Source organism: Nocardiopsis oceani (genome assembly GCF_054777395.1).
Genome location: NZ_BAAHAR010000100.1, coordinates 1 through 5,161, shown reverse-complemented (window position 1 = coordinate 5,161; position 5,161 = coordinate 1). Strand labels below are relative to the sequence as shown.

Annotated in this window: 5 protein-coding genes; 4 read left to right on the top strand and 1 reads right to left on the bottom strand. The window is 69.8% G+C overall.

Annotated features, from left to right (window positions below):
- The first annotated feature begins 635 nt into the window (after positions 1-635).
- From ACYVDG_RS32400 to ACYVDG_RS32385, 4 genes are all read left to right on the top strand, one after another.
- Positions 636-1,379, top strand: coding sequence for an SEC-C metal-binding domain-containing protein (locus ACYVDG_RS32400; protein WP_460763968.1), 744 nt, complete (start codon positions 636-638; stop codon positions 1,377-1,379).
- Positions 1,380-1,707: 328 nt separating this feature from the next.
- Positions 1,708-2,835, top strand: a complete 1,128-nt coding sequence (locus tag ACYVDG_RS32395) for an OmpA family protein (RefSeq protein ID WP_460763963.1) — start codon at positions 1,708-1,710, stop codon at positions 2,833-2,835.
- 13 nt (positions 2,836-2,848) lie between these two features.
- Positions 2,849-3,376 (top strand): hypothetical protein, encoded by a 528-nt coding sequence (locus tag ACYVDG_RS32390; protein ID WP_460763960.1) that lies wholly within the window; start codon positions 2,849-2,851, stop codon positions 3,374-3,376.
- 237 nt (positions 3,377-3,613) lie between these two features.
- Positions 3,614-4,351: an SDR family NAD(P)-dependent oxidoreductase gene (locus ACYVDG_RS32385; RefSeq protein WP_460763957.1), complete on the top strand. Its 738-nt coding sequence runs from the start codon at positions 3,614-3,616 to the stop codon at positions 4,349-4,351.
- Positions 4,352-4,398: 47 nt separating this feature from the next.
- On the opposite strand, the gene ACYVDG_RS32380 is transcribed toward ACYVDG_RS32385, so the two are convergent.
- The gene (locus tag ACYVDG_RS32380) at positions 4,399-5,022 is read right to left on the bottom strand and encodes a TetR family transcriptional regulator (RefSeq protein ID WP_460763954.1); all 624 of its coding nucleotides are present in this window, start codon (positions 5,020-5,022) and stop codon (positions 4,399-4,401) included.
- Positions 5,023-5,161: the final 139 nt, after the last annotated feature.

The window sequence follows — 5,161 nt, the reverse complement described above, 5'->3', positions numbered from 1 at the left end:
CGCAGCGAAGCGGGTCAAGGTGGAGCGCCAATGACGCGCGAAGCGCTCGATGGCGACGACCTTGACGCGCGCAGCGGAGACGGCCACCATCAAGCGGCAGGAAACGGGGAAACCCGCACCCAACAACAAACCCCACCCGCGCGGACTCCCCACCCGCGCGGACTCCCCACCCGCGCGGACTCCCCACCCGCGCGGACTCCCCACCCGCGCGGACTCCCCACCCGCGCGGACTCCCCACCCGCGCGGACTCCCCATCCGCGCGGACTCCCCATCCGCGCGGACTCCCCACCCGCGCGGCAAGCGGCACACCCCAAGGGCAGGGCAACCAAACCCCCCTTGTCACCAGGCCCTTAGGGCGTGTTCGGCGGACACTTACCCTGCTGCGCGTCGCCCCAGCGGCACTGTCACTGCGCATCTCTCAGTCGACAGCCAAACCCGGGCGGGCCCCCGCTGTGCGATGCTGCCGAGCTTGCGAGGCAGTGCACAGTAGGGGAACTCCTTCTTCGGCCTTGTGCCAACACCACTGGATGCTCCCGCCCGTCGCCCGCCACCAACCCTCAACGGACGCCTACGGCGCAGTACCCCCCGCCGCTCGCGACGGGCAGCATCCACCGAACACGCCCTAACCTGGAAGGATGACCGACACATCCCCGAGTCCCGACGCTGTTCCGCAGCCGCTTTGGGAAGCAGCCCACGGCCTGGACCTGCCCCAGAAGCACCTGAAGGACCTGGAGTCCTTCCCCGAGGAAGCGGGCGAGATCCTCCTCGACGCGGTGGACGCCCTGCGCCAGCGCGCGCCGGGCAGCGCGCGGACGCTCGCCGAGGCGCTGCGAGAGCACGCGCCGCACCCCGGGCACCGCCAGTTCGCCACCCACCAGCTGTCCGGGCTGCTCCGCGCCGAGGGAAGGGCGGAGGATGCGGATCGGCTCCTGGACGAGCTCATGGGCCCCGGGCTCGACCGGGGCGTGGCCCTGCTCCTCGCCGAGGACCTCGCCGACCGCGGCGCGTACGACAGGGCTCTGCACTGCTACAACGTCGTCTGCCGCGGCATCCTCGCCGAACCACCCGAGACCGTCGCCGAGCTCAACCGGCTCGGCCTGATGCCGCTGACCGGCCGAGCCCGCATGCGCGAGCTCCTCGGTATGAGCCCCGACGCCCACGACCTCGCGGCCCGTTCCACCGACGCCTACCTGCCGCCGGCGGAGAGCCTCGCCGACCTCGAGAACGGTGGGCCCGCGCCCCAGCCTTTCCCCGGCGGCCAGCAGGCTCCCGAACCGGAAGCCCCGCCCGTTGCAAGGACGCCCGGCCGCAATGAGCCCTGCTCCTGTGGTTCGGAGCGCAAGTACAAGAAGTGCTGCGGCTCCCCGCTGGCCCGCTGAACCGCCACCTCTGTACCCACGGCCCCCACTCGCCACCGGTCCCACACGCCCGCTGAACCCACACGCTGGGTAACCCTCGGAACACGGGCAAGCCGGCCCCTCTCGCGGCCGCAGATCCCCCCGCTTACCCCGAGCGGACAGCCTCCACCGCAGTGCACGGGGCGATTCGTGGTGCCTGCCGACAGGCGAATCCGCCAACTTCTTTGGGAACCGATGGGAAGTTCTTCGCGTCAAAGCAAACAAGAAGAGGTGAATACACAACGCTTGCAGCCTAAAAGAAAACACTATGTTGGCTTGCGTTGATCCCCGACGAAACCGAGTGGGAGACATGCACAGCACCGAAGAACACACACCACGCACTTCCCCCCTGCGGGTGATGGCCCTGGCGGGCGCACTCGTCCTCCTCACCGCCGGGTGCGGGGTGCTCTCCGACAACAGCGCCGACGACGCCGAGGCCGACGACCCCGCGGAAGAGTCCGCGGAAGAGTCCGGGAAGGAGGACGGCGGAGGCGGCGACACCGTCGAACTGCCCGTCAGTACCACCGTCAGTGCCAATGACGACGAGGAGCTCGAGGTCGAGGTGCGCGCCCTCGAACGCATCGGCGACGGAGTCCTGCGCCTGACCATGGGAATCGGCAACAACTCCACCGACAACATCCGGAACCTGCACTCCATGCAGGACCGCGACCACGCCGACGGTGCCCTGTCCGGTGTCCGACTGCTGGACACCGAAGCGCACAAGGACCACCTGGCCTTCACCACCAGCGACCACGAGACCTGCTACTGCGGCGGGCTGGACGACGGCATCGACGCCGGTGCCGTGGAGGAGGCCTGGGTCACCTTCCCCGAGCCGACCGAAGGCGCCGAGGCCATGACCGTGCTCACCCCCGTATCCCCGCCCTTCCACGGCATCCCCGTCACCGACGGCGAGGACCACGACCACCCCGACCTGGCCGACCCCCTCACCCTCGACCTCGTGGAGCGGACGGAGGAGCTGGCCGGCGGCTCCGGCGACGACGGTGACGACGCGGACGAGGCGGACGAGGGTGCCGACAACGGCGACGACGGGGGAACATCCGGAGGCTTGGAGCGCAACGAGACCGACGACGAGATCAGCTACGACATCTCCTCCGACGTCCTGTTCGCCACCGACAGCGCCAACCTCAACGACGACGCCGAGGAGAGCCTCGAAGCGGTCGCCGACGACATCGACGACGCCGGTATCGAAACCGTGCGCATCGACGGTCACACCGACAACACCGGCAACGACGAGGTCAACAACCCCCTCTCCGAGGACCGGGCCGCAGCGGTCGAGGACCTCCTCACCGAGCTCGTGGACGATGACGGCGTCGACTACGAGGCCGAGGGGCACGGATCCGCCGACCCCGTCGCCGACAACGACGCCGAAGACGGACGCGAGCAGAACCGCCGCGTCACCATCACCCTGGAAAAGTAAGGACACCGCCACCATGAGCACGCAGCACAACAGCAGCGCAGCCCGGTGGACCGGCCTGCTCTCCCTCGGCGCGGCCTCCGCCCTGGTCCTGGCCCCCGTCCAGGCATCCGCCGCCCCGGCCGAACTGGAGACGATCGCCGAAGCGCAGGGCATCGGAGAAGACACGCTCGACGCCTCCGTCGAGGTCAACGAGGTCTCCCGGGACTCCACCGGTGAGTTCGTGACCCTCGTCTACACCATCGAGTACCAGGGGAGCGATGACCTTTACCTGGGCAACGTCACCGACAACCGCGACTACGGGCTGTACGCCCAAGCGGGCACCGCCCTGGGCGACAGCACCGGGCAGGAGCGCTATTACCCGCTGGCCAACGAGGACGAGAAATGCCTGTGCACCATCCGCTCGGGGAGCAGCATCATCGACCGGTTGGGTCCCGACGAGAGCGTGACCTACTGGGCGATGTACATGGTCCCCGAAGACGTGGACGCCGTGGACGTGGAGGTCCCCGAGTTCGGCGAGATCGCTGACCTGCCGCTGGAGTGACCACCCGCCGCTGATCGGCGAACACCAGCGCACACCCGAGCCCGTCCGCCTGCCGTGCGGGCGGGCTCGGCCCGGGGTACGCCCCCGCACCGACGGCCGGGCCCTCCGCCGCCCCGCAGACCCGGATCGGTAGGCCGCCAGTCGGCCCGCCCTCCCCGGGAGACATGGGGTCCATCCAAGGCGTAGAGTCGACGGCCCCGCGCGGTACCGGGCCGCGTCCACCCCCGAGGAGTCCTGATGAGTGCGACGGGCGCGCGCGTGGCGCTGGTGACCGGAGCGACCCGCAACATCGGCCGGAGCATCGCCGCCGGGCTGGCCGAGGACGGCTTCGACGTGCTCATGCTGGCCCGAACCGACGGCCCGGACGCCCGCACCACGGCCGAACAGATCGTTGCGCACGGCCGCAGGCCGCTCATGTGGGCGGCCGACATCCGCGACGCCGACGCTGTGCGCGCTGGCGTGGAGCGCGCCCGTGCCGAGCTGGGCCCGGTGTCGGTGCTGGTCAACAACGCGGCGGTGCGCCCCGAAGAGGACTTCCTGAAGCTGACCTCCCAGGAGTGGGACGAGGTGGTGGACACCAACCTCAAGGGGGCGTTCGTGTGCGCCCAGGCGGTGCTGCCGGACATGCTGGAAGCCGGGTGGGGGCGGATCGTCAATATCGCCGGGGTCGCCGGGCAGGCGGGAGCCGGCCGACGCGCCCACTCCGTGGCCGCCAAGGCCGGCCTCGTGGGCCTCACCAAGGCGCTGGCCCACGAGTACGCGGCCTCGGGGGTGACGGTGAACGCGGTCTCGCCCGGATTCGTCGACACGGTGCGCGACCAGGTCCCCGCGCACCTGCGCAAAGCCCCGCCGCCGGTGGGGCGCCCGGCCCGGACGGACGAGGTGGCCGCGGCCGTGCGGTACCTGGTCGGGGACGGGGCAGCGACGGTCACCGGGCACACCCTGGACGTCAACGGCGGCACCCGCATGGTCTGACACCCCTCCCGCCGCCGGGCATCAGCCGTCCGGTGCCCGGCTATCCGTCATCGAGAGGTGAACCCACCGATGATCAGGTCGACCACCTGACGCGCCAACTCGTGCACCTCTTCTTCGGTCTGGTCGTCGACCTTGCGGTACCACGTGTCGACGGCGTTGAGGTTGCTGAGCAGTGTCCGGGTGGCCAGCGAGGTGTCCACCTCCCGCAGGGAACCGTCTTCGACGCCGTCGGAGACCACCTGCTGGAACATGCGCGCGTAGTCGCGCCTGAGCTCGTTGAGCGCGACCAGGGCGTCGCGCTGGCGGACCTTCAGTTCGACGGACGCCTGCGCGCGCACCCCTTGGTGGACGACGTGGTGGTAGGCCACGTCCTCCATCAGGTTGGTCACGTGGGCGACGGACATCGTCACCAGCCGTTCATGGCCGGTTCCGCTGCCGTGCGCGTACGGTTCCACGCGCTCGCGGACCCGCCGCATGCCTTCCTCGTAGACGGCGAGGAAGACGTCGAACTTCGACCGGAAGTGGTAGTAGACCAGGCCCTTGGTCGCACCCACCTCAGCGGCGATGTCGTCGATCGTGGTGCTCCCGAACCCTCGAAGCATGAACGCGTTCGCGGCGGCGTCGAGGACGCTGCCCTTGGCCGCGGAGTCCACGGTGGAACCCTTTCGCAACGACTCCTCCAACGCCTAGATGAGTGAGTCCGATGTGTAAGCAGGTAGCGGACACAGCGAAGGGTGCCGCAGAGTCTTGGTGTGAAACGAGACCTGGACACCCTTCTGACCGCACTCTACGTCTTCTGCGACGACCACG